Raw genomic sequence first — 23,111 nt, 5'->3', positions numbered from 1 at the left:
AATGAGTGTGATTGCGCAGGCAGGGGCGAAAGGTCGTCAGCTGCATAAATTTGGTGGCAGTAGTCTGGCTGATGTGAAGTGTTATTTGCGTGTCGCGGGCATTATGGCTGAGTACTCCCAGCCCGACGATATGATGGTGGTTTCCGCCGCTGGTAGCACCACTAATCAGTTGATTAACTGGTTGAAACTAAGCCAGACCGATCGTCTCTCTGCGCATCAGGTTCAACAAACATTACGTCGTTATCAGTGCGATCTGATTAGCGGCCTGTTACCCGCCGAAGAAGCCGATAGCCTCATTAGCGCCTTTGTCAGCGATCTGGAACGCCTGGCCGCGCTGCTCGACAGCGGTATTACCGATGCGGTGTATGCAGAAGTGGTGGGCCACGGGGAAGTGTGGTCGGCGCGTCTGATGTCTGCGGTACTTAATCAACAAGGATTGCCAGCAGCCTGGCTTGATGCCCGCGAGTTTTTACGTGCCGAACGCGCCGCACAACCGCAGGTTGATGAAGGGCTTTCGTATCCGTTGCTGCAACAGCTACTGGTACAACATCCGGGCAAACGTCTGGTGGTGACCGGGTTTATCAGCCGTAACAACGCCGGTGAAACGGTGCTGCTGGGGCGTAACGGTTCTGATTATTCCGCTACCCAAATCGGTGCGCTGGCGGGCGTTTCCCGCGTAACTATCTGGAGCGACGTCGCCGGGGTATACAGTGCTGACCCGCGCAAAGTGAAAGATGCCTGCCTGCTGCCATTGCTGCGTCTTGATGAGGCCAGCGAACTGGCGCGTCTGGCGGCCCCCGTTCTTCATGCTCGTACTTTACAGCCAGTTTCTGGTAGTGAAATCGACCTGCAACTGCGCTGTAGCTACACGCCTGATCAAGGCTCTACACGCATTGAACGCGTGCTGGCTTCCGGTACAGGAGCGCGTATTGTCACCAGTCACGATGATGTCTGTTTGATTGAGTTTCAGGTGCCCGCCAGCCAGGATTTCAAACTGGCGCATAAAGAAATCGACCAGATCCTGAAACGCGCGCAGGTGCGTCCGTTGGCAGTGGGCGTACATAACGATCGCCAGTTGCTGCAATTTTGCTACACCTCGGAAGTGGCCGACAGCGCGCTGAAAATCCTCGACGAAGCAGGATTACCTGGCGAACTGCGTCTGCGTCAGGGGCTGGCACTGGTGGCGATGGTCGGGGCGGGCGTCACCCGTAACCCGCTGCATTGCCACCGCTTCTGGCAGCAACTGAAAGGCCAGCCGGTCGAATTTACCTGGCAGTCTGATGACGGTATCAGCCTGGTGGCAGTGCTGCGCACCGGTCCGACCGAAAGCCTGATTCAGGGGCTGCATCAGTCCGTCTTCCGCGCGGAAAAACGCATCGGCCTGGTCCTGTTCGGCAAGGGTAATATTGGTTCCCGCTGGCTGGAACTGTTCGCCCGTGAGCAGAGTACGCTCTCGGCGCGTACCGGATTTGAATTTGTGCTGGCAGGCGTGGTGGACAGCCGCCGCAGCCTGTTGAGCTATGACGGGCTGGACGCCAGCCGCGCGTTAGCGTTCTTCAACGATGAAGCCGTCGAGCAGGATGAAGAGTCGCTGTTCCTGTGGATGCGCGCCCATCCGTATGATGATTTAGTGGTGCTGGACGTTACCGCCAGCCAGCAGCTTGCCGATCAATATCTCGATTTCGCCAGCCACGGTTTCCACGTTATCAGCGCCAACAAACTGGCAGGAGCGAGCGACAGCAATAAATATCGCCAGATCCACGACGCGTTCGAAAAAACCGGGCGTCACTGGCTGTATAACGCCACCGTCGGTGCGGGGTTGCCGATCAACCATACCGTGCGCGATCTGATCGACAGCGGCGACACCATTTTGTCGATCAGCGGGATCTTCTCCGGCACGCTCTCCTGGCTGTTCCTGCAATTCGACGGTAGCGTGCCGTTTACCGAGCTGGTGGATCAGGCGTGGCAGCAGGGCTTAACCGAGCCTGACCCGCGTGACGATCTCTCCGGCAAAGACGTGATGCGCAAACTGGTGATTCTGGCGCGTGAAGCAGGTTACAACATCGAACCGGATCAAGTGCGCGTGGAATCGCTGGTGCCTGCCCATTGCGAAGGCGGCAGCATCGACCATTTCTTTGAAAATGGCGATGAGCTGAACGAGCAGATGGTACAACGGCTGGAAGCTGCCCGCGAAATGGGGCTGGTGCTACGCTACGTGGCGCGTTTCGATGCTAACGGCAAAGCGCGTGTGGGCGTGGAAGCGGTGCGTGAAGATCATCCGCTGGCATCACTGCTACCGTGCGATAACGTCTTTGCCATCGAAAGCCGCTGGTATCGCGACAATCCTCTGGTGATCCGCGGACCTGGCGCAGGGCGTGATGTGACCGCTGGGGCGATTCAGTCGGATATTAACCGGCTGGCGCAGTTGTTGTAATCCTGAGCCAGAGAAAGCAGTATTTGCGTGACGCGTCCTGCGGAAAGCGGGGCGCTGTGAGTAAATTCTGCCTGTTTATGTAGCCAGTGGATAAAGTGTCTGCTGGTTGCTAAAGAGAGTATTTTAGCTTTGTTGCTATTTCCACCCGTTAATGCACACACCATCTTACGGTTTTTTCCCTGCTCCCAGAGTTGCCACTGATTTTGCCACCAGCCGTGATAAGTTGTTCCCTGAAAACTCCAGGAAGTGTTATCGGTACTGTCAGCTATTTCCTCTTCAATAAACCAAATTTCACCTTGCTGTTGGCGAAACAGTTCTGCCCAGGCCGTAATAATGGCACCTCTTAAAAAACACTCGTGTGAAATAACATGTGTTTTTACTGTAGGGAATAAAATATTCAGTACTCTGAAATGCCCGTGAGCAGTGATAACCGGACGCAGAATAGTGCCTTTGGCATTACGCTTGAGCGCTGCGCTGCCATATTGAATTTCATCAAACTGACTGCGGCGTAGAAATTGTTTTTCGCGCATATCAACGCGGTGTACGATATTACTTCCGTGTAACTCTGGTTCTGCATTTCCTCTGTATCGATAATGCAGACTTTCTCCAGCCTGATGCTGAGTGAAATTAGTAGAAAGATGAAGAATATTACCGTGAATAGCATCGAAACTAATTAAAACATACAGTTTTTGCCCGCCGCTGACTCCCTGAAATGGCACGAGAAGAGCAACCGTTTCGATTATTTCTGGAGGCGTTATTTCTTTCTGATATTGTTTAGGCGTCCAGACTTTTTTGCAGTTACGACATTGAATGCGTTGCGAACCCTGTGGATTGCGACCATAACAAATCGTCTCTTTGCCATAACATACCGGGCAGAAATGGCCCTTTTCAGAGGCCCATGTAGATAAGTGAACTGACAACCAGTCACGAAATTGCTGTTCGTCAAACAAAGGCGGGTAACTCCCGCATGCCCGACAGTGCAATGCTGCATAACCTAGTCGATAGTCAGGCCAGCTATAATCTTTCGATGTTGGCTGCCCTAAATTACGGCAACCAAACGACTTGCAGGCATTAATCGTAAACAGAGTTGACATATTTCACCAACGATTTCACAAGGTCGTTTATTTTGTCCGTCAACTCTCCCCTGTGGATGTGATTACTCTCACATAAATAAGTCTTTCAGAACGTAATGTAGCAATCCTTTATCTCACTGAAAGGGACTATTTATGAAAATTAAAATGCTTGCTGCGGGTATCGCATTAACACTGCCGTTCTGGGCTTGCGCCAAAGATGTCACCATCATTTATACCAACGATCTCCATGCGCATGTAGAGCCTTATAAAGTACCGTGGATCGCTGACGGTAAACGGGATATTGGCGGCTGGGCAAATATCACTACGCTGGTTAAACAAGAAAAAGCCAAAAACAAAGCCACCTGGTTTTTTGATGCGGGTGACTATTTTACCGGGCCATATATTAGCAGCCTGACCAAAGGAAAGGCTATTATCGATATTATGAATACCATGCCGTTAGATGCTGTCACGATAGGAAATCATGAATTTGACCATGGCTGGGACAACACATTATTACAGTTGAGCCAGGCAAAATTCCCTATTGTGCAGGGCAATATTTTTTATCAGAACAGCAGTAAAGCATTCTGGGATAAGCCATATACCATTATCGAAAAAGACGGTGTGAAAATTGGCGTTATAGGTTTGCACGGAGTATTTGCCTTCAACGATACGGTATCTGCTGCCACGCGCGTGGGTATTGAAGCGCGCGATGAAATTAAATGGTTACAACGTTATATCGATGAACTCAAAGGTAAGGTTGATTTGACCGTCGCCCTGATCCACGAAGGTGTTCCGGCCCGCCAGTCCAGTATGGGAGGCACAGATGTGCGTCGCGCATTGGATAAAGATATTCAGACGGCAAGTCAGGTGAAAGGGCTGGATATTTTGATCACCGGACATGCGCATGTGGGTACGCCGGAACCGATTAAAGTCGGCAATACGCTCATCCTCTCCACTGACAGCGGCGGGATTGATGTGGGCAAACTGGTTCTCGACTACAAAGAGAAGCCGCATGATTTTACGGTGAAAAACTTCGAGCTTAAAACCATTTACGCCGACGAGTGGAAGCCCGATCCACAAACGAAACAGGTGATTGACGGCTGGAATAAAAAGCTTGATGAAGTGGTGCAACAAACGGTGGCGCAGTCGCCGGTTGAATTAAAACGTGCCTATGGCGAATCGGCATCCCTGGGGAATCTGGCGGCGGATGCTTTGCTGGCAGCTGCGGGTAAAAACACTCAGTTGGCCTTAACCAACTCTGGCGGCATCCGTAATGAGATCCCCGCAGGGGCGATTACGATGGGCGGCGTCATCAGTACCTTCCCGTTCCCCAATGAACTGGTGACGATGGAACTCACGGGTAAACAATTACGCAGTTTGATGGAACACGGTGCAAGTTTAAGTAATGGCGTTTTGCAGGTATCGAAAGGCCTGGAAATGAAGTACGACAGCAGCAAGCCGGTTGGTCAGCGTGTTATCTCACTGACGCTGAATGGCAAACCGATTGAAGATGCGACGGTTTACTCTATTGCCACTCAGAGTTTCCTTGCTGATGGCGGTGATGGTTTTACCGCATTTACCGAAGGGAAAGCGCGCAACACAAACGGCGGTTATTACGTTTATCACGCCGTGGTTGATTACTTCAAAGCGGGTAACACCATCACGGATGAACAGCTCAACGGTATGCGCGTGAAGGATATCAAGTAAAATTACGCATTAAATTTGTTTACACCTTATTGCCGGATGGCGATGTCGACGTACATCTCATTCGGCATGTGTATTACGCCGATTCCCGCACTACCAGTTGCCCCGAAAGCGCAATTCTTTGAATTTGCAATTCCGGGTCTTTTAATTTGCGAATCATCAGGGTCGCTGCCTGGCGTCCGGTTTCTTCACTGGCGGAAGATACCCAGGTGAAAACAGGAGAGGTGAGGTTGATGTGCAGCATATCTTCAAAACCAATTAGCGCTACCTGCTGGGTCAGAAAGACGTCTTTCCCGACGGTGCGCCCCACCTGATGTATGCCGTTGATGCCGCCAATCATCGCGTCGGGCGAATGGCAGAGCAGGGCGGTAATGGCGTTGTTATTTTCCAGCAACTGGCGCGTTGCCATGCTGGCAGCCCAGGTGTCATCGTCACAGGCTGGCGTGAACTCGTCACGACAGGCAATGCCAAATTTTGCCAGGGTCTGGCGAAAACCAACCAGTCGCTGCTGACGGATAAGATCGCTTTCTTTGCCGCCGAGATAGGCAATGTAACGATGCCCCCGCTCAATTAAATAGCGTGTGGCAAGGCTTGCCGCCTGTTGGTTGTCGCGCAACACCAGGTTGCATTCATCTTTGATGGGAGATTGTGACGCGACGACTAGAGGAAGAGGACACTGGCGAATTAGTGTGGGCAGGGTTTCACGATGTGCATCGGAAGCCAGATAAATCACTCCGGCAACACCTTGTTGCTTGAAGGAAAGTAAACAGCGCTCAAGATGTTCATGCTCGTTCTGTGGTTGCCCGAGGAAAACCATATATCCTTGTGCTTCCAGTTCCTGAACAATACTTGCCATCACTTTGATGGAAAAACTATCGCTAAAATCACGTAAAATCAGACCGATAAGATTTGAAGTGTTGGAGCGTAAATTGGCGGCGGCAACATTATGCACGTAGCCCAGTTCGTCAATAGCAGCATGAACTTTTCCGATGGTCGCCTCTGAAATTTTCCCTTTCTGGCGCAGCACTAGCGATACGGTAGAGACTGAAACGCCGGCTCTTTTGGCAACATCAATTATGCTGACTTTCTTCAAACTCACTCCCTGAACAACGTTGATTCTTTAAATAGCAAGAAGGTTCTGGTCAGGGACCAGAACCTCTGACATCGGGTAATCTTAAGGCTATTTACCGATCATCGTCGACATGGTTTGCGCGATAAATTGCGCTCGCGCGCCAAAAATTACCTGAATGCCGTTATCGCCGACAAAAACCACGCCACGGGCGCCAATATTGTTCAGACCATCCTGATCCACCGCTTCTTTATCAGAGACTTCCAGACGTAAACGCGTGATACAGGAGCCTACCGATTTAATGTTTTGCTGACCGCCAAGCAGCGTGATGATTTCTGTTGCCAGCTCGTCATCGGTTTTATCATTAGCGCTAACCGTAGTTTCAGTACGACCAGGCGTTTTCACATCAAAACGACGAATAACAAAGCGGAAGGTGAAATAGTAGATCACCGCCATTGGCACGCCGACGATAATGGCGCTCAGGAAGTTGGTTTCGTAGCCATTAAAGGATGGCAGGATGCCAAAAGAAATATAGTCAATAAGCCCCGCCGAGAAAGATTTGGCAATATGTGCATGCAGCAGATACATCGCCATATAGGAAAGGCCCGCCATAATGGCATTGAAGACATACAGCACAGGGGCGACAAAGATAAATGTAAATTCAACGGGTTCTGTAATACCGGTCAGGAAACAGGTTAATGCGGCAGAGAACAGAATACCGGCGGCAATTTTCTTATTCTTTGTGTGTGCTTCATGGTACATCGCCAGACATGCCGCAGGCAGCGCGAACAGCATGAGCGGGAATTCACCCTGTAAAAACTTACCCGCATTATGGTAGCTGTCGCTACTGAACGATTTCACACCTTCTTCCAGCATTTTGAACCAAATTGTTTGGTCGCCGTGGATCGTTTGCCCCGCCAGGGTGGTGTAATCACCAAAAGAGTACCAGAACGACGGATACCAGATGTGATGCAGGCCAAGTGGAATGAGCGCACGTTCTGTCACACCAAAAATAAAGGTCGATGCCGCCTGGTTATCACCATTGACGATAACTGATAGTGCATCGATTCCCGACTGAATATGTTGCCAGACATAGGGCAGTAACAAGCCAAGAATGAAGGAAAGAAAAGCCGTCGCGATAGCCACAAAGCGTTTGCCGGAGAAAAAGCCAAGGAATTCTGGTAATTGCATGGTATGAAAACGGTTATAACACCATGCTGCCAGAACCCCACAAATCAAACCGCCGAAGACGCCCATTTGCAGCGTTGGAATACCCACCACCATCGCATATTTACCGCCTTGCCCGGCCATCTCTGGTGTGATGCCAAGGACAGTACCGATGGTGATATTAGTGACAAAGACAGATACAGCTGCGGATAGCGCCGCAATACCCGATTCTGAAGCCAGCCCTACGGCGGAACCGATAGCAAAAAGCATCGGCAAGTTATCAAAAATTATACCGCCGGCATTCATCATCAACGGCAAATGGAATTTATCGCCGAACGCCAGTAACAACCCAGCGGCAGGCAGAAGCGAAATTGGCAGCATTAGCGCGCGACCAATCATCGACAGTTTAGAAAGTGATTTTACGACACTCGATATCAGACTCATGCTGATTTCCCCCGAATAGCGCATAAAGCTGCGCAAATTAGTCTTTTTTTGTATAAGTAGAACGTTCTAGTAGAACGTTCTACTTATCGTGGGGGATGCATAATTGCTCTGCAACTTAATTTTGGAGAAATTATTAATAGTTTGAAGTAGTTCAAATAATAAACATGCAGTAATGAATGCAAATTATGGTATCTATTTGTTTTATTTAAATAAGTGTTCGGCTAGCACCGTCGTGAATATTAATTAACTCTTATTTAAATAAATTTGAAGCCGATGGTTTAAGCCTTTATTCATTACTTCACGATGCGATAATGCGAGAGAACCCATCTACTCCCACATCCAGATGAAGAAAATTCATCTTCCCTGATATTTCCTCACCTTCATTGCCCATTTTTCGGTTGACGCCCCTCGGCTTTTCCTTCATCTTTACATCTGGACGTCTAAATGGATGGATGTTCACAACACAACATATAACTACAAGCGATTGATGAGGTAAGGTATGAGCTTTTTTCACGCCAGCCAGCGGGATGCCCTGAATCAGAGCCTGGCAGAAGTCCAGGGGCAGATTAACGTTTCGTTCGAGTTTTTCCCGCCGCGTACCAGTGAAATGGAGCAGACCCTGTGGAACTCCATCGATCGTCTCAGCAGTCTGAAGCCGAAATTTGTTTCAGTGACCTATGGCGCAAATTCCGGCGAGCGCGACCGCACGCACAGTATTATTAAAGGCATTAAAGACCGTACCGGTCTGGAAGCTGCGCCGCATCTCACCTGCATTGATGCGACGCCTGACGAGCTGCGAACCATCGCCCGCGACTACTGGAATAACGGTATTCGTCATATCGTGGCGCTGCGTGGCGACCTGCCGTCGGGAAGCGGTAAGCCGGAAATGTATGCCTCTGACCTGGTGGCGCTGTTAAAAGAGGTCGCAGATTTCGATATCTCCGTGGCGGCGTATCCGGAAGTGCATCCGGAAGCGAAAAGCGCCCAGGCGGATTTGCTTAACCTGAAACGCAAAGTAGATGCCGGAGCCAACCGCGCCATTACTCAGTTCTTCTTCGATGTCGAAAGCTACCTGCGTTTTCGTGACCGTTGTGTTTCGGCGGGTATCGATGTGGAAATTATTCCCGGTATTTTGCCCGTCTCTAACTTTAAACAGGCGAAGAAATTTGCTGACATGACCAACGTACGCATTCCGGCATGGATGGCGCAAATGTTTGATGGCCTGGATGACGATGCCGAAACCCGCAAACTGGTGGGCGCGAATATTGCGATGGATATGGTGAAGATTTTAAGCCGTGAAGGGGTGAAAGATTTCCACTTCTATACGCTTAACCGTGCTGAAATGAGTTACGCGATTTGCCATACGCTGGGTGTGCGTCCTGGTTTATAAATATTTTAACTGTTGTGAAAATCACATAGTGATCACAAAATTAAAACAGCGCACAAAATGCTGCCTCGAAATGAGAATGGGAAAATAAGGTAGTCAGCCTTATTTTCTCCCTCCTTCCTTGAAGGATACGAAGCTAAAACCTTTTCTTATAAAGCATTTGTCCGAAATCGGACATAATCAAAAAGTCTTAATTACGATCAATTTGATCTACATCTCTTTAACCAACAATATGTAAGATCTCAACTATCGCATCCGTGGATTAATTCAATTATAACTTCTCTCTAACGCTGTGTATCGTAACGGTAACACTGTAGAGGGGAGCACATTGATGAGCACGTCAGACGATATCCATAACACGACAGCCACTGGCAAATGCCCGTTCCATCAGGGCGGTCACGACCAGAGCGCGGGTGCGGGAACAACCACTCATGACTGGTGGCCAAAACAACTCCGTGTTGACCTGTTAAACCAACATTCTAACCGTTCTAACCCACTGGGCGAGGACTTTGACTACCGCAAAGAATTCAGCAAATTAGATTACTACGGCCTGAAAAAAGATCTGAAAGAATTGCTGACAGAATCTCAACCGTGGTGGCCAGCCGACTGGGGCAGCTATGCGGGTCTGTTTATTCGTATGGCCTGGCACGGCGCGGGTACTTACCGTTCAATCGACGGACGCGGTGGCGCTGGTCGTGGGCAGCAACGTTTTGCACCGCTGAACTCCTGGCCGGATAACGTCAGCCTGGATAAAGCGCGTCGCCTGTTATGGCCAATCAAACAAAAATATGGTCAGAAAATCTCCTGGGCCGACCTGTTTATCCTTGCGGGTAACGTGGCGCTGGAAAACTCTGGCTTCCGTACCTTCGGTTTTGGTGCCGGTCGTGAAGACGTCTGGGAACCGGATCTCGACGTGAACTGGGGTGACGAAAAAACCTGGCTTGCTCACCGTAACCCGGAAGAACTGGCAAAACGCCCATTAGCAGCAACCGAAATGGGGCTGATTTATGTTAACCCGGAAGGGCCAAACGCCAGCGGCGAACCGCTTTCAGCAGCAGCGGCTATCCGCGCGACATTTGGCAATATGGGAATGAACGATGAAGAAACTGTTGCGCTGATCGCTGGTGGTCATACGTTAGGTAAAACTCACGGCGCAGGTCCCGCAACGCACGTAGGCCCAGATCCGGAAGCGGCTCCGATCGAAAACCAGGGCTTAGGGTGGAAGAGCGATTTTGGCTCCGGTGTAGGTGCCGATGCCATCACCTCTGGTCTGGAAGTGGTCTGGACCCAGACGCCGACCCAGTGGAGCAACTATTTCTTCGAAAACCTGTTCAAATATGAGTGGGTACAGACCCGCAGCCCGGCTGGCGCAATCCAGTTCGAAGCGGTAGACGCACCGGAAATTATCCCGGACCCGTTCGATCCGTCGAAGAAACGTAAACCGACAATGCTGGTGACCGACCTGACGCTGCGTTTTGATCCTGAGTTCGAGAAGATTTCTCGTCGTTTCCTCAATGATCCGCAGGCGTTCAACGAAGCCTTTGCCCGTGCCTGGTTCAAACTGACGCACAGGGATATGGGGCCGAAATCTCGCTACATCGGGCCGGAAGTACCGAAAGAAGATCTGATCTGGCAAGATCCGCTGCCGCAGCCGATCTACAACCCGACCGAGCAGGACATTATCAGTCTGAAATTTGCGATTGCGGATTCTGGTCTGTCTGTCAGCGAGCTGGTGTCGGTTGCTTGGGCGTCTGCTTCTACCTTCCGTGGTGGCGACAAACGCGGTGGCGCCAACGGTGCGCGTCTGGCATTAGCACCGCAACGCGACTGGGATGCGAACGCCGCAGCCGTTCGTGCTCTGCCAGTTCTGGAGAAAATCCAGAAAGAGTCTGGCAAAGCCTCGCTGGCAGATATCATCGTGCTGGCTGGTGTGGTTGGCGTAGAGAAAGCCACAAGTGCCGCAGGGGTGAGCATTCATGTACCGTTTGTGCCGGGTCGCGTCGATGCGCGTCAGGATCAGACTGACATTGAGATGTTTGAGCTGCTCAAACCTGTTGCCGATGGTTTCCGTAACTATCGTGCTGCGGCGGGTGAGGCTACCACTGAATCACTGTTAATCGATAAAGCACAGCAATTGACCCTGACTGTACCGGAAATGACCGCGCTGGTCGGCGGGATGCGTGTACTGGGTGCCAACTTTGATGGCAGCAAAAACGGCGTCTTCACTGACCGCGTGGGCGTATTGAGCAATGACTTCTTCGTGAACTTGCTGGATATGCGTTACGAGTGGAAAGCGGCGGACGAATCGAAAGAGCTGTTCGAAGGCCGTGACCGTGAAACTGGCGAAGTGAAATACACTGCCAGCCGTGCGGATCTGGTATTTGGTTCTAACTCTGTCCTGCGCGCGGTGGCGGAAGTTTACGCCAGCAGCGATGCCCACGAGAAGTTTGTTAAAGATTTCGTGGCAGCATGGGTGAAAGTAATGAACCTCGACCGTTTCGACCTGCTGTAATCTGACCTTCTTCAGCGACTGCCTGATGGCAGTCGCTGAAGTGAGGCTGATGACAAACGCAAAAACTGCCTGATGCGCTACGCTTATCAGGCCTACGAGGTTCATGCAGTATATTGAATTTGCAAGATTTTGTAGGCCGGATAAGGCGTTCACGCCGCATCCGGCATGAACAAAGCGCACTTTGTCAGCAATCTGAGCGACTGCCTTTTAGGCAGTCGCTGAAGTTTCTTTACCAGCGTATAGTGTCCACAGGAAAACGACTACACACTGGATCTCTCATGCCTACTACGGGAAAGAGCAACCCACTGGCAATCAGTGGCCTGGTTTTGCTCACACTTATCTGGAGTTATAGCTGGATTTTCATGAAGCAAGTCACCAGTTATATCGGTGCCTTCGACTTTACCGCCTTACGCTGCATTTTCGGCGCTCTCGTTTTATTCATCGTCCTTTTATTACGTGGTCGCGGCATGCGCCCGACGCCATTTAAATACACCTTAGCCATTGCTCTATTACAAACCTGCGGGATGGTAGGCCTGGCGCAGTGGGCGCTGGTGAGCGGCGGAGCGGGGAAGGTGGCGATCCTGAGCTATACCATGCCATTCTGGGTGGTGATCTTCGCGGCGTTGTTTCTCGGTGAACGTCTGCGACGCGGGCAATATTTCGCGATTCTGATTGCCGCTTTCGGCTTATTTTTGGTGTTGCAGCCGTGGCAACTCGATTTCTCTTCGATGAAAAGCGCCATGCTGGCGATCCTCTCCGGTGTCAGTTGGGGGGCGAGCGCCATTGTCGCGAAACGCCTTTACGCCCGCCATCCACGCGTGGATTTATTGTCGTTAACATCCTGGCAGATGCTTTATGCGGCGCTGGTGATGAGCGTAGTTGCCTGGCTGGTGCCGCAACGTGAAATTGACTGGCAGCCCACCGTGTTCTGGGCGCTGGCCTACAGTGCGATTCTGGCGACGGCGCTGGCCTGGAGCTTATGGCTATTTGTATTGAAAAACTTGCCTGCCAGTATTGCTAGTTTAAGTACGCTGGCCGTTCCCGTTTGTGGCGTACTCTTTTCCTGGTGGCTGCTTGGTGAAAATCCGGGCGCCGTTGAAGGTAGCGGCATTGTCTTGATTGTGCTGGCACTGGCACTGGTGAGCCGCAAGAAAAAAGAAGCTGTCAGCGTAAAAAGGATCTGAGTTTTTTCTACACGTGGGGCGATCGCTTATTTAGCAAAATACCGATAATGCCCCACCATCCGCCAGCTAAATAACACGTCTTCTTCCTGTGCACCCGCGCCAATGTTATGCACCACCAGCGGCGTACCGTCGCGAGCAAAGCCATCGGAAACCACGCCAATATGCGCCAGTCCGTTGTCCAGTCGCCAGGAGACAATATCGCCCGCTTGATAGTCACTGGCATTTTTGCTGGTGGGGCGTGTTTTGTCGTGGCGGGTAAACCAGGTTTCCAGATTAGGCACCCGGCGGTGATCGATGTTGCTGTCCGGGCGCTTTAACTTCCACTTTTGCGGGTAATCGGCAAAATTCTTCGCCATATCTTCATGAACCAGTTTCTGTAAATCGACCTTCTGGCTGCGCAAGGCGCGGATCACCACATCGGAACATACGCCGCGTTCTTGCGGGACATCACCGCCAGGATAAGTAAGCTGCACATATGCCGGATCGTAAAATAGCGTGCTGCCAATTTGCTGCCTGGCACCGTCTGCGATGGCAAGGTTGGTGTTGGCCTGGACTTGTACCACTGCTGGTGGAATGGCCGGAGATTTTAAGGAGTGGCTGGTTAATGCCGTCAGAAGACTGAACAACGCCAGTGAAGCTTTCATCTGTCTCGTCCGTGAAAATAAGAGTCACAGATTCGACCTTCCGGGCGTTTGAATGTTCGATGGGGGAAATGTCCAGAAGCGGATAAAAAACTCCCGAACAACGTGGGAGTTTCAGATTATTGGCACAAAGTACCGGATGCGGCGAAAATTCCTTATCTGGCCTACAAAATAACGCAAATTCAATATATTGCAGAGATTAAGTAGGCCTGATAAGCGTAGCGCATCAGGCAATTTTGCGTTTGTCTTCGGTCTCAAACTCCCGCTGACGCGGGAGTCTGGCGTCGGTTATTCCCACTCTTGCAGGAAACGCTGCCCGTACTGGTCAGCTACCAGCAGTGCAGCATAAACCTGATCTGGTGTTGCGCCGCCTGGCATGTTGTGGATGGTTTCACCTTCTGCGCATGCCGCTTCTGCGACAATTCGCATTTTCGCCGGGACATCTTCTTTAATATCCAGTTGAGCGAGCGTTATTGGCAAACCTACCGCATGGCTAAGTGCTGCTACGGTTTCGATTTCCTCAACTGGTGCGTTTTCCAGCACCAGTTGTGTCAGCGTACCAAACGCTACTTTTTCACCGTGATAATAGTGATGTGCATCCGGAATTGCAGTCAGGCCATTGTGCACCGCGTGCGCCGCCGCCAGGCCACCGCTTTCAAAGCCCACGCCGCTCAAATAGGTATTCGCTTCAATCACGCGCTCCAGCGCCGGAGTTACCACATGCTGTTCGGCGGCGAGCATTGCTTTTTCGCCTTCTTCCAGCAGGGTGTTGTAGCACAGTTCAGCCAGCGCCAGCGCGGCCTGAGTACATTTACCGCCCGCCATCGTGGTTGCGCCACTGCGAGAGCAGGCACGCGCTTCAAACCAGGTCGCCAGCGCATCGCCGATACCCGCCGCTAACAGACGTGCAGGTGCGCCAGCGACGATTTTGGTGTCGACAATGACCATATTCGGGTTATTTGGCAGCAGCAGATAGCGGTCAAACTCACCGTCATCGGTGTAGATAACAGACAGTGCGCTGCACGGTGCGTCGGTTGAGGCGATGGTCGGCGCGATTGCTACCGGAACACCCATAAAGTGCGCCAGTGCTTTGGCGGTATCGAGGGTTTTGCCGCCGCCGATACCGAGAATTGCACCACACTGAGCTTTTTCTGCAATGCCGCGCAGACGGTCGATCTCATTTTGTGAACATTCGCCACCAAACGGCGCAATTTCTACCACCAGTCCAGCATCTTTAAAGCTTTTCTCGACAGTGGATTGAGCAAAACCTAAAACGAATTTGTCACCTACCACTAACCAGCGTTCTGCCAGTGGCTTCAGGTATTCGCCCAGACGATTAATGACATCAGCGCCCTGGATGTATTTACCTGGTGATTGAATAATGCGGTCCATAATTGCTCCTTTAGAGATGAGTAGTGCCAAATGCGGCATTCCAGTCGTGTTCGAACTTCTCTATAGCTGACTCTACCGCAGGTGTGTTGAGCATTTGTTGCGCTACATCTAAGGGCAGGGTGATGGATTCACATCCAGCCAGCAAACAGTCCAGCGCCTGACGCGGCGTTTTAAAGCTGGCAGCCAGTACCATGCTTTCTGGCGCGTGCATTTCCAGTAACGCTTGCAGTTCTTGTACGGTGCGAATGCCGTCACCGCCCTGGGCGTCTACGCGGTTAACATACGGAGCAACATATTTGGCACCTGCCAGCGCGGCCAGTAATCCTTGCGCGGCGCTGTACACTGCGGTGCCAAGCGTAGTAATACCTTCTTTTTTCAGTATTTTAATTGCTGCCAGACCTTCAGCGGTCACCGGGATTTTCACCACGATGCCCGGAATGGTATCGCGCAGACGCTTCGCTTCTTCCACCATCCCCTGCGCGTCGCGGCTCATGGTCTGAGCAAACAGAATGCCCTCATCACCAATCGCTTTTTGCAGACGCGGCAGCACTTCCCAGATGGACTCTTTGCTGGCGGCGATAATGCTTGGGTTAGTTGTCACCCCGGCAATCGGGAATATGCGTGCCAGACGTTCGACTTCTGCGACGTTAGCGGTGTCCAGATACAGTTCCATGATGTTTCCTTTTACAGTTCCAGTTCATGTTGCAGCAGGCTGGCGATAGCGTCGGCAGAGGCGGCGTTAACCAGCGCGTTACGGAATTCTTCATGCATGATGCGGCGAGCGAGGCGCGAGAAAATACGCATATGCTGATCGCCCGCGGCGTGTTTGTTCAGGGTTAACATAATGATGAATTGCGCCTCATCATCGCCCCAGCGCACCGGCGTTTGCAGACGCGCGACGCTGATGGTGGACTGCTCAATATGTTCCGATTTGCTGTGCGGAATGGCGAAACTAAAGCCCAGTCCGGTAGAGAAAACCGCCTCGCGCGCCCACAAGTCGGCTTCCAGTTTACGCGGATAGCGGCAGCGGCCCGCCAGCAGTAGGTTATCGGTCATGCCTTTGAGCACTTCTTCTTTGCTGCGCCAGTCGCTTTCAAGCGTAATGCACTCGGCGGTAACCAGCGGCGCATCCTGTTGCGTCATACGGAACTGCGCCAGCAGATGCTCCACTTCCAGCGAAGTCCGGCAGGCCATTGCCTGGTTGAGCAACTGGCGGCACTCGCGGCTATCAAGTTGCGCCATCCGCGCTTTCGCTGCCGGAATCGATGGCGCGCTCATGCTAAGTTCATCCAGCCCTAAGCCAACCAGCAGCGGCAGCACAGAACCTTTCGCACCCAGTTCACCGCACAGACCAATCCATTTGCCCTGGCGATGCACTGCCTGCACAGCGTAATCGAGCGCCCGCAAGAAGGCCGGATTCAGGCTGTTGTAGTGGCGGGTCACTTTGGCGTTATCGCGATCCACTGCCAGCAGATACTGAGTCAGGTCGTTACTGCCGATACTAAAGAAATCAATCTCTTCGCAGCACTGATCGATGATGAACATTACCGACGGAACTTCCAGCATGATGCCGAGCTGGATCTTCTCATCAAACGGAATGTGCTCATTGCGCAGTTGCTGTTTGGCTTCCGCCAGTTTTTCTTTCACCCATAAGATCTCTTCCATTGAGGAGATCATCGGGATCATGATTTTCAGGCTGCCGTGAGCGGAGGCACGGAGGATCGAGCGTAGCTGCGTGGTAAACAACGACGCGTACTCTTCATAAATACGCACTGCGCGATAACCGAGGAACGGGTTTGCCTCAGCGGGAATGTTCAGATAATCAACGGGTTTGTCGCCACCAATGTCCATAGTACGCACAATAATGCTGCGCCCGTTGGCGGATTCCAGCGCCTGACAAAAAATGTTGTATAACTCACTTTCACCCGGTGCACTGGTGCGATCCATATAGAGCATTTCAGTGCGGAACAAACCAACGCCTTCCGCGCCATTGCCGAACGCGGCCTGCGCTTCCACAGAGTGGGCGATGTTAGCGGCAATTTCAATGCGGATACCGTCAGCAGTGCGAGCTTGTTGGGTCAGCCAGACACGCTGTTGCTCACGCAGTGCGTCCTGCACGCGGGCTTCTTGCTGATAGTAGCGTGCTACGGCTTCCCCTGGCTCAACCACAATCACCCCAGCGTTGCCGTCGATGTAAATAGTCTGCTGCTGCCACGGGGTAAGGGCATCGATATCTACGCCAACCAGCGTCGGAATGTTGAACGAACGGGCAAGAATCACCGTGTGTGAGGTGGTGCCGCCGCTTTTCAGCAACAGACCTTTGAGGTGATTTTTATCCAGTTCGAGGAACTGGCTGGGGGTCAGCTCATCGGCCATACAAATGGCTGGCTGTGTCAGTTTACCTGGCGCCGGGAAGCGTTGCTCGCCGTAGATTTGCTGAAGTAACTGGAAGCAGACGTCGCGCACATCCAGTGCACGCTCTTGCAGGTAGCTGCTGCTGGAACGGGCAAACTCTTCACAAAAGTGGTTCGCGCTGGCAACAATCGCTTCGGCACAGCTTAATCCCTCGCTGACGCCCGCCAGTAAGTGCTGACGTAAAGAGGTATCGCCTGCCAGCGAACGATGTGCTTCCAGAATCGCGCTGGTGGCGCCGTCGCTATCAAGCAGACGAAACTCAATGTTTTTCATCACCAGCGTCAGGCCGTTTTCCAGCGCGGATTGCTCTGCATCGACGTCTTTGGCGACGGGAAGATGACCCAGCGCGTTGAGATCTAAAGAAGAAATCGGCGTCAGAATGCCGCCTGCGCTGCCGCTACATACGGTGCGGGCGCGGATGATACGCGGATTCAGGTTAGTCAGTGAAACCGGTAGCGGCTCCAGCTCGTCAGATTTTACTTCCGCCAGCGGCGCGTCACAGTGGGGAAATTCATCGCGAAGCCACTGGCTTAAACGCTGGTGTGCTTCCTGTTCGTCTGCCCCGGAAATCAGTAGCTGGCAGTTATCGCCCACCAGCGTATCGGTGCCAATCAGCGCCAGGGCGCTTTTGGCGTTGCCCTTGCGATCGGTGCGCAGGTTATGCCACTCAATCTGTGATGAAAAAGTATTACACAGCGTTTCAACGTGGCTTGCCGGACGTGCATGTACGCCGTTAGGTAGCTCACAAATAAATTCCACAATCAGGGCCATTGCCTTTCTCCCGGTACGGTTTTCTGTTTACAGGATAAGAGCGCATGGCAACGGCCTGCCATGTGACAAATCTGCCAAAAGCTGGACAAATGTAATGTAACCGCCAATTTGCGACGCGTCTCACAAGACGCGCCACTCCGGCATGATTCCGAGTTAACGCAAGTTATGAGGCGGATCGCATTTTTGTACTGACATTACAAAAATCCAGTAAATGGCCTTTTTATCCACTGTTTGACCTGCTTGCTATTGCCTATTGTTTCTCCCATCAAAAATATGGACATAGGCTTGGGTAAGCCTGGGAGCGACTTATGAATGAGTTGGTGCAGATCCTGAAAAATACCCGTCAGCACTTAATGACGGGCGTTTCACACATGATCCCCTTCGTGGTATCGGGCGGTATTTTGCTGGCGGTTTCCGTCATGTTGTACGGCAAGGGCGCGGTGCCGGATGCCGTAGCCGATCCGAATCTGAAAAAACTGTTTGATATCGGTGTTGCAGGTTTGACGTTGATGGTGCCTTTTCTCGCGGCGTACATCGGTTATTCCATTGCAGAACGCTCTGCGCTGGCCCCGTGCGCTATCGGTGCCTGGGTTGGTAACAGCTTTGGTGCGGGCTTCTTTGGCGCGCTGATCGCCGGAATTATCGGCGGTATCGTGGTGCATTACCTGAAGAAAATTCCGGTGCATAAAGTTTTGCGCTCTGTCATGCCCATCTTCATCATTCCGATCGTCGGCACACTGATTACCGCAGGCGTCATGATGTGGGGGCTGGGCGAGCCGGTGGGTGCGTTGACCAATAGTCTGACCCAGTGGCTTCAGGGGATGCAGCAGGGCAGCATTGTTATGCTGGCGGTGATCATGGGACTGATGCTGGCGTTCGATATGGGCGGTCCGGTGAATAAAGTGGCCTATGCGTTCATGCTGATTTGCGTTGCTCAGGGCGTTTATACCGTGGTGGCCATTGCTGCCGTGGGGATCTGTGTTCCACCGCTGGGTATGGGGCTGGCGACGCTAATTGGCCGCAAAAATTTCTCTGCGGAAGAGCGTGAAACCGGTAAAGCGGCACTGGTAATGGGCTGTGTTGGCGTCACCGAAGGGGCGATTCCTTTCGCTGCGGCCGATCCGTTGCGTGTCATTCCTTCCATTATGGTGGGGACTGTCTGTGGCACGGTGACTGCAGCAATGGTCGGTGCGCAGTGCTATGCAGGCTGGGGTGGTCTGATTGTGCTGCCGGTGGTTGACGGCAAGCTGGGGTACATCGCAGCAGTGGCTGTCGGGGCTGTAGCAACGGCAATCTGCGTAAACGTGCTGAAAAGTCTGGCGCGTAAAAATGGGTCTTCGACTGCTGAGAAGGAAGACGACCTGGAACTGGATTTTGAAATTAATTAATTGAGGAACGAGCCATGACGAAAATTATTGCAGTAACCGCATGTCCTTCAGGTGTTGCCCATACCTATATGGCGGCAGAGGCGCTGGAAAGCGCCGCGAAAGCGAAAGGCTGGGAAGTGAAAGTAGAAACCCAGGGCTCGATCGGTCTGGAAAATGAACTGACCGCTGAAGACGTAGAAAGTGCCGATATGGTGATTCTGACCAAAGATATCGGGATCAAGTTTGAAGAGCGTTTTGCAGGCAAGACTATCGTGCGTGTCAACATCAGCGACGCGGTAAAACGCGCTGAAGCCATTATGAACAAAATCGAAGCCCATCTGGCACAGACTGCTTAAGTTTTTAGCCCGCCTGAAACGGCGGGCTTGTTTTTCCCCTACAGGAGTTCCTCATGACGAATCGTATCTCTCGCCTTAAAACTGCGCTGTTTGCCAATACCCGTGAAATCTCGCTGGAGCGGGCGCTGCTTTATACCGCCAGCCATAAGCAAACCGAAGGCGAACCGGTAATTATTCGTCGGGCAAAAGCCACAGCGTATATCCTGGAACACGTTGAAATTTCGATTCGTGATGAAGAACTGATTGCCGGGAACCGCACCGTAAAACCGCGCGCCGGGATTATGTCGCCCGAAATGGACCCTTACTGGTTGCTGAAAGAGTTGGACCAGTTCCCGACGCGTCCGCAGGACCGTTTCGCTATTAGCGAAGAAGACAAACGTATCTACCGCGAAGAGTTGTTCCCGTACTGGGAAAAACGTTCGATGAAAGATTTCATCAACGGGCAGATGACGGATGAAGTAAAAGCCGCGACCAGCACGCAGATTTTCAGCATCAACCAGACGGATAAAGGCCAGGGGCATATCATTATTGATTATCCGCGCCTGCTGAATCACGGGCTGGGTGAGCTGGTGGCGCAGATGCAGCAACATTGTCAGCAACAACCGGAGAATCACTTTTATCAGGCGGCGCTGTTATTGCTCGAAGCTTCGCAGAAACACATTTTGCGTTACGCCGAACTGGCAGAAACGATGGCGGCAAACTGCACAGATGCCCAGCGTCGTGAAGAACTGTTGACTATTGCGGAGATCTCCCGCCATAACGCGCAACATAAGCCGCAGACGTTCTGGCAGGCGTGCCAGTTGTTCTGGTACATGAACATCATTCTGCAATACGAATCCAACGCCAGTTCGCTGTCGTTAGGACGCTTCGACCAGTACATGTTGCCGTTCTATCAGGCATCATTAACCCAGGGGGAAGATCCTGCGTTCCTGAAAGAACTGCTCGAATCTTTATGGGTGAAATGCAACGACATCGTGCTGTTACGCTCTACCAGTAGCGCGCGTTATTTCGCAGGATTCCCAACTGGTTATACCGCACTGCTCGGCGGTTTAACGGAAAACGGACGTAGTGCGGTGAACGTGCTTTCGTTCCTCTGCCTCGACGCCTATCAAAGCGTGCAATTACCGCAACCGAACCTGGGTGTGCGCACTAACGCCTTGATCGACATGCCGTTCCTGATGAAAACTGCAGAAACCATCCGCCTCGGCACCGGTATTCCGCAAATCTTCAATGATGAAGTCGTGGTGCCAGCGTTCCTCAACCGTGGCGTTTCGCTCGAAGATGCGCGCGACTATTCCGTGGTCGGTTGCGTGGAGTTGTCTATTCCTGGCAGAACCTACGGTCTGCACGACATTGCAATGTTTAACCTGCTGAAAGTGATGGAAATCTGTCTGCATGAAAATGAAGGCAATGCCGCGCTGAGTTATGAAGATTTGCTGGAGCAGATCCGCGCCAAGATCAGCCACTACATCACCCTGATGGTTGAAGGCAGCAATATTTGCGATATCGGTCACCGTGACTGGGCGCCTGTACCGCTGCTCTCGTCGTTTATCAGCGATTGTCTGGAAAAAGGCCGCGATATTACCGATGGCGGCGCGCGTTATAACTTCTCCGGCGTACAGGGGATCGGTATCGCTAACCTGAGCGATTCTCTCCATGCGTTGAAAGGGATGGTTTTTGATCAACAGCGTTTAAGTTTTGACGAATTACTGTCGGTATTAAAAGCCAACTTCGCAACGCCAGAAGGCGAAAAAGTGCGCGCTCGCTTAATTAACCGCTTTGAGAAATACGGCAACGATATCGACGAGGTGGATAACATCAGCGCCGAACTATTGCGTCACTACTGCAAAGAAGTGGAAAAATACCAGAACCCGCGCGGCGGCTACTTCACGCCGGGGTCGTATACCGTTTCTGCTCACGTCCCGTTGGGATCGGTGGTTGGCGCGACGCCAGACGGTCGTTTTGCCGGGGAACAACTGGCAGACGGCGGCTTGTCACCCATGCTGGGCCAGGACGCACAAGGGCCAACGGCGGTACTGAAATCTGTCAGTAAGCTCGATAACACGCTGCTTTCTAACGGTACATTACTGAACGTGAAATTCACTCCGGCGACCCTGGAAGGAGAAGCGGGATTACGCAAACTAGCCGACTTCTTACGGGCATTTACCCAGCTTAAGTTGCAGCATATTCAGTTTAACGTGGTGAATGCCGACACGTTGCGAGAAGCTCAGTTGCGCCCACAGGACTATGCCGGGCTGGTGGTGCGCGTTGCCGGATACAGCGCCTTCTTTGTCGAACTGTCGAAGGAGATCCAGGATGACATCATCCGCCGGACAGCGCATCAGCTGTAACGTTGTGGAAACGCGCCGCGATGATGTGGCGCGCATTTTCAACATTCAGCGTTATTCACTGAATGACGGCGAGGGCATCCGCACGGTGGTCTTTTTTAAAGGCTGCCCGCATCTTTGCCCGTGGTGTGCTAATCCGGAGTCGATCTCCGGCAAAATTCAGACGGTGCGCAGAGAGGCGAAATGTCTGCACTGCGCAAAATGTTTGCGCGATGCGGATGAATGCCCGTCCGGCGCGTTTGAACGCATTGGCCGCGATATCAGCCTCGACGCGCTGGAGCGGGAAGTGATGAAAGATGACATTTTCTTTCGCACGTCCGGCGGCGGCGTCACGCTTTCTGGCGGCGAAGTGTTAATGCAGGTGGAATTTGCGACCCGTTTTTTACAGCGACTTCGGCTGTGGGGCGTGTCATGTGCCATCGAAACAGCCGGAGACGCGCCTGCCAGCAAACTGTTACCGCTGGCAAAATTGTGCGATGAAGTGTTGTTCGATTTAAAAATTATGGACGCGACTCAGGCGCGGGATGTGGTGAAGATGAACCTGCCACGCGTACTGGAGAATTTGCGTTTATTGGTAAGCGAAGGTGTCAACGTGATCCCGCGATTGCCGCTCATTCCAGGTTATACCCTCAGCAGAGAGAATATGCAGCAGGCGCTGGACGTGCTGATCCCGCTGAATATCAGGCAGATCCACCTGTTGCCGTTTCATCAGTACGGCGAACCGAAATACCGCCTGCTGGGGAAAACATGGTCAATGAAAGAGGTTTCTGCGCCGTCGTCAGCCGATGTGGCAACGATGCGCGAAATGGCAGAACGGGCCGGATTTGAGGTTACCGTGGGAGGTTAA

Annotated in this window: 16 protein-coding genes; 9 read left to right on the top strand and 7 right to left on the bottom strand. The window is 52.1% G+C overall.

The features are described from left to right. Position 1: 1 nt before the first annotated feature. Positions 2-2,434 (top strand): bifunctional aspartate kinase/homoserine dehydrogenase II, encoded by a 2,433-nt coding sequence (gene metL / locus H9644_RS11160; RefSeq protein WP_105289410.1) that lies wholly within the window; start codon positions 2-4, stop codon positions 2,432-2,434. Here metL and H9644_RS11155 read toward each other — a convergent pair. Next, on the bottom strand, positions 2,398-3,528 hold the full coding sequence (locus tag H9644_RS11155) for a cytoplasmic protein (protein WP_191774603.1): 1,131 nt from the start codon (positions 3,526-3,528) through the stop codon (positions 2,398-2,400). The genes metL and H9644_RS11155 overlap by 37 nt on opposite strands. Positions 3,529-3,660: 132 nt before the next feature. Between H9644_RS11155 and H9644_RS11150 the strand changes: the two genes are divergently transcribed. Further along, positions 3,661-5,214 (top strand): bifunctional metallophosphatase/5'-nucleotidase, encoded by a 1,554-nt coding sequence (locus H9644_RS11150; RefSeq protein ID WP_191774601.1) that lies wholly within the window; start codon positions 3,661-3,663, stop codon positions 5,212-5,214. Positions 5,215-5,287: 73 nt separating this feature from the next. On the opposite strand, the gene malI is transcribed toward H9644_RS11150, so the two are convergent. Both malI and H9644_RS11140 read right to left on the bottom strand, forming a co-directional pair. Beyond that, positions 5,288-6,304, bottom strand: a complete 1,017-nt coding sequence (gene malI, locus H9644_RS11145; protein ID WP_191774599.1) for a Mal regulon transcriptional regulator MalI — start codon at positions 6,302-6,304, stop codon at positions 5,288-5,290. 87 nt (positions 6,305-6,391) lie between these two features. Beyond that, entirely contained in the window at positions 6,392-7,891 is a 1,500-nt protein-coding gene (locus H9644_RS11140) for a PTS transporter subunit EIIC (protein WP_191774597.1), read from the bottom strand. Between the two features lie 499 nt (positions 7,892-8,390). Between H9644_RS11140 and metF the strand changes: the two genes are divergently transcribed. From metF to yijE, 3 genes are all read left to right on the top strand, one after another. Then, entirely contained in the window at positions 8,391-9,281 is an 891-nt protein-coding gene (gene metF, locus H9644_RS11135; protein WP_064530305.1) for a methylenetetrahydrofolate reductase, read from the top strand. A gap of 328 nt (positions 9,282-9,609) precedes the next feature. Then, complete coding sequence (gene katG, locus H9644_RS11130; RefSeq protein ID WP_191774594.1) at positions 9,610-11,790, top strand: catalase/peroxidase HPI; 2,181 nt, start codon at positions 9,610-9,612, stop codon at positions 11,788-11,790. A 278-nt stretch (positions 11,791-12,068) separates the two neighbouring features. Beyond that, the gene (gene yijE, locus H9644_RS11125; RefSeq protein ID WP_191774592.1) at positions 12,069-12,974 is read left to right on the top strand and encodes a cystine transporter YijE; all 906 of its coding nucleotides are present in this window, start codon (positions 12,069-12,071) and stop codon (positions 12,972-12,974) included. A 26-nt stretch (positions 12,975-13,000) separates the two neighbouring features. Here the strand turns inward: yijE and H9644_RS11120 are convergent, their stop codons facing one another. The 4 genes from H9644_RS11120 to ptsP form a co-directional block, all read right to left on the bottom strand. Next, positions 13,001-13,618, bottom strand: coding sequence for a DUF1287 domain-containing protein (locus H9644_RS11120; RefSeq protein ID WP_105289403.1), 618 nt, complete (start codon positions 13,616-13,618; stop codon positions 13,001-13,003). 285 nt (positions 13,619-13,903) lie between these two features. Then, positions 13,904-15,007, bottom strand: a complete 1,104-nt coding sequence (gene gldA / locus H9644_RS11115; RefSeq protein ID WP_105289402.1) for a bifunctional L-1,2-propanediol dehydrogenase/glycerol dehydrogenase — start codon at positions 15,005-15,007, stop codon at positions 13,904-13,906. 10 nt (positions 15,008-15,017) lie between these two features. Beyond that, positions 15,018-15,680, bottom strand: a complete 663-nt coding sequence (gene fsa / locus H9644_RS11110; RefSeq protein ID WP_064530311.1) for a fructose-6-phosphate aldolase — start codon at positions 15,678-15,680, stop codon at positions 15,018-15,020. Between the two features lie 11 nt (positions 15,681-15,691). After that, on the bottom strand, positions 15,692-18,193 hold the full coding sequence (ptsP, locus tag H9644_RS11105; RefSeq protein ID WP_191774590.1) for a phosphoenolpyruvate--protein phosphotransferase: 2,502 nt from the start codon (positions 18,191-18,193) through the stop codon (positions 15,692-15,694). 308 nt (positions 18,194-18,501) lie between these two features. Here ptsP and H9644_RS11100 point away from each other — a divergent pair, with 308 nt between their 5' ends. The 4 genes from H9644_RS11100 to H9644_RS11085 are packed head-to-tail and all read left to right on the top strand — an operon-like array spanning position 18,502 to position 23,111. Continuing rightward, positions 18,502-19,581 (top strand): PTS fructose transporter subunit EIIC, encoded by a 1,080-nt coding sequence (locus H9644_RS11100; RefSeq protein ID WP_064530313.1) that lies wholly within the window; start codon positions 18,502-18,504, stop codon positions 19,579-19,581. A 14-nt stretch (positions 19,582-19,595) separates the two neighbouring features. Next, the gene (locus H9644_RS11095) at positions 19,596-19,916 is read left to right on the top strand and encodes a PTS fructose-like transporter subunit IIB (RefSeq protein ID WP_105289399.1); all 321 of its coding nucleotides are present in this window, start codon (positions 19,596-19,598) and stop codon (positions 19,914-19,916) included. 53 nt (positions 19,917-19,969) lie between these two features. After that, the gene (locus H9644_RS11090) at positions 19,970-22,267 is read left to right on the top strand and encodes a formate C-acetyltransferase (protein ID WP_191774588.1); all 2,298 of its coding nucleotides are present in this window, start codon (positions 19,970-19,972) and stop codon (positions 22,265-22,267) included. Next, the gene (locus tag H9644_RS11085; RefSeq protein ID WP_105289397.1) at positions 22,233-23,111 is read left to right on the top strand and encodes a [formate-C-acetyltransferase]-activating enzyme; all 879 of its coding nucleotides are present in this window, start codon (positions 22,233-22,235) and stop codon (positions 23,109-23,111) included. Before H9644_RS11090 ends, H9644_RS11085 begins: the two co-directional genes overlap by 35 nt.

The organism is Escherichia whittamii, from assembly GCF_014836715.1.
GTDB lineage: Bacteria > Pseudomonadota > Gammaproteobacteria > Enterobacterales > Enterobacteriaceae > Escherichia > Escherichia whittamii.
The sequence above is the reverse complement of the archived record's forward strand: the minus strand, read 5'-3'. Positions and strand labels throughout refer to the sequence as shown.

Bases quoted from the DNA above. Each gene is read 5' to 3' on its own strand.
- metL (WP_105289410.1), top strand. From the start codon at position 2: ATGAGTGTGATTGCGCAGGCAGGGGCGAAAGGTCGTCAGCTGCATAAA.
- H9644_RS11155 (WP_191774603.1), bottom strand. From the start codon at position 3,528: ATGTCAACTCTGTTTACGATTAATGCCTGCAAGTCGTTTGGTTGCCGT.
- H9644_RS11085 (WP_105289397.1), top strand. From the start codon at position 22,233: ATGACATCATCCGCCGGACAGCGCATCAGCTGTAACGTTGTGGAAACG.
- H9644_RS11090 (WP_191774588.1), top strand. From the start codon at position 19,970: ATGACGAATCGTATCTCTCGCCTTAAAACTGCGCTGTTTGCCAATACC.
- metF (WP_064530305.1), top strand. From the start codon at position 8,391: ATGAGCTTTTTTCACGCCAGCCAGCGGGATGCCCTGAATCAGAGCCTG.
- ptsP (WP_191774590.1), bottom strand. From the start codon at position 18,193: ATGGCCCTGATTGTGGAATTTATTTGTGAGCTACCTAACGGCGTACAT.
- katG (WP_191774594.1), top strand. From the start codon at position 9,610: ATGAGCACGTCAGACGATATCCATAACACGACAGCCACTGGCAAATGC.
- H9644_RS11150 (WP_191774601.1), top strand. From the start codon at position 3,661: ATGAAAATTAAAATGCTTGCTGCGGGTATCGCATTAACACTGCCGTTC.
- H9644_RS11100 (WP_064530313.1), top strand. From the start codon at position 18,502: ATGAATGAGTTGGTGCAGATCCTGAAAAATACCCGTCAGCACTTAATG.
- H9644_RS11095 (WP_105289399.1), top strand. From the start codon at position 19,596: ATGACGAAAATTATTGCAGTAACCGCATGTCCTTCAGGTGTTGCCCAT.
- gldA (WP_105289402.1), bottom strand. From the start codon at position 15,007: ATGGACCGCATTATTCAATCACCAGGTAAATACATCCAGGGCGCTGAT.
- yijE (WP_191774592.1), top strand. From the start codon at position 12,069: ATGCCTACTACGGGAAAGAGCAACCCACTGGCAATCAGTGGCCTGGTT.
- H9644_RS11120 (WP_105289403.1), bottom strand. From the start codon at position 13,618: ATGAAAGCTTCACTGGCGTTGTTCAGTCTTCTGACGGCATTAACCAGC.
- H9644_RS11140 (WP_191774597.1), bottom strand. From the start codon at position 7,891: ATGAGTCTGATATCGAGTGTCGTAAAATCACTTTCTAAACTGTCGATG.
- fsa (WP_064530311.1), bottom strand. From the start codon at position 15,680: ATGGAACTGTATCTGGACACCGCTAACGTCGCAGAAGTCGAACGTCTG.